Origin of the sequence: Synechococcus sp. R6-7 (genome assembly GCF_047461695.1) — a bacterium.
GTDB lineage: Bacteria > Cyanobacteriota > Cyanobacteriia > Thermostichales > Thermostichaceae > Thermostichus.
In genome coordinates, this window is the sequence record NZ_JANSHS010000514.1 from 1 (window position 1) to 986 (window position 986).

1 pseudogene is annotated in these 986 nt (G+C 59.3%); it reads right to left on the reverse strand.

Features of this window, described 5'->3' with window-relative positions:
- Nucleotides 1–955 (reverse strand): annotated as a pseudogene (locus tag NW815_RS13595) (peptidase M48); the annotation flags it as partial.
- Nucleotides 956–986: the final 31 nt, after the last annotated feature.

The window sequence follows — 986 nt, forward strand, 5'->3', positions numbered from 1 at the left end:
AAAAGAAGATCAGGGCATTGAAGGCGAGGGTGAGCAGAACGGCAAGGATGAAAAAGCCCAAGGAAAATCCCCCCTCTGAGACGCCCAAGATGGCCAGGAAAAGCACAAACACCATACCGAACAGCAGGCTCAGGGTCACACCTGAGGCCGCCGTCAGGTTGCCGGCAAAGCTGGCCAAAATCAGCGAGACCCCCACCTGAGGCGCGCGGTAGCTGCGCTTGGTTTGCCCAATTTTGAGACCTGAGGTGGCGGGATCCAATTCCGCTACGGTGCGGCTGGGGTTGAAGCAATAGCGGCTCAGCCAAACGCTCAGTAGACGCAGCTCGTGGGGATTCAGGCTTTTCAGAGGCTCCAGCCACAGGGCTGCCTCCACCGACAGCATCACCGTCGAGACGGCGCTGGGATTGCGAAACAAGGTGGGCAAGAGGGGCAGAACCTCCTGTTTTTGCCCAGAAGTGAGGCTGTGAAAACCCAAAACCGCCTGGCGGAGCAAACCAGGCGGCTGAGGAAGGTCGGCAGTAAGCAACTGGCGATCGCTGACAAAGCAGTAGCAGCTTAGATCCAGACTCTCCGGGGACTCCGTCCCACTGACGGGTTCGCGAGAGGGTCGCGTAGCGGTAAAGTGCTCTGCACTGCTAACACGACCGGGATCCACCTTGTCTGTCGCCGGCTCCGGATCCAGCCTCACCTGAGTTTTCCAGTCGGCAGCCTGCTGGCCCATGGGGCGGCTGTAGAGGGCCAACCGTTTGACTTGGGGGTAGCGAGTGGGAATCGCCTTCTGGAACCAGGCCGTCAACTCCTCATAGTTGAGAGCAAGGCCGGCAGGGCGGTTGATCATAATGACGAGGGCATAAGCCTTGGGACTCTCCTGGAGCGGTTGGGCTTTGGCCTGTAACCTAAGGCGGGGATTGGCCAGCGCCTGCTCCAGCCACTGCACCACTTCCTGTTCGTTCATGGCCCTGATACATTTACGCTGAACACTGCTG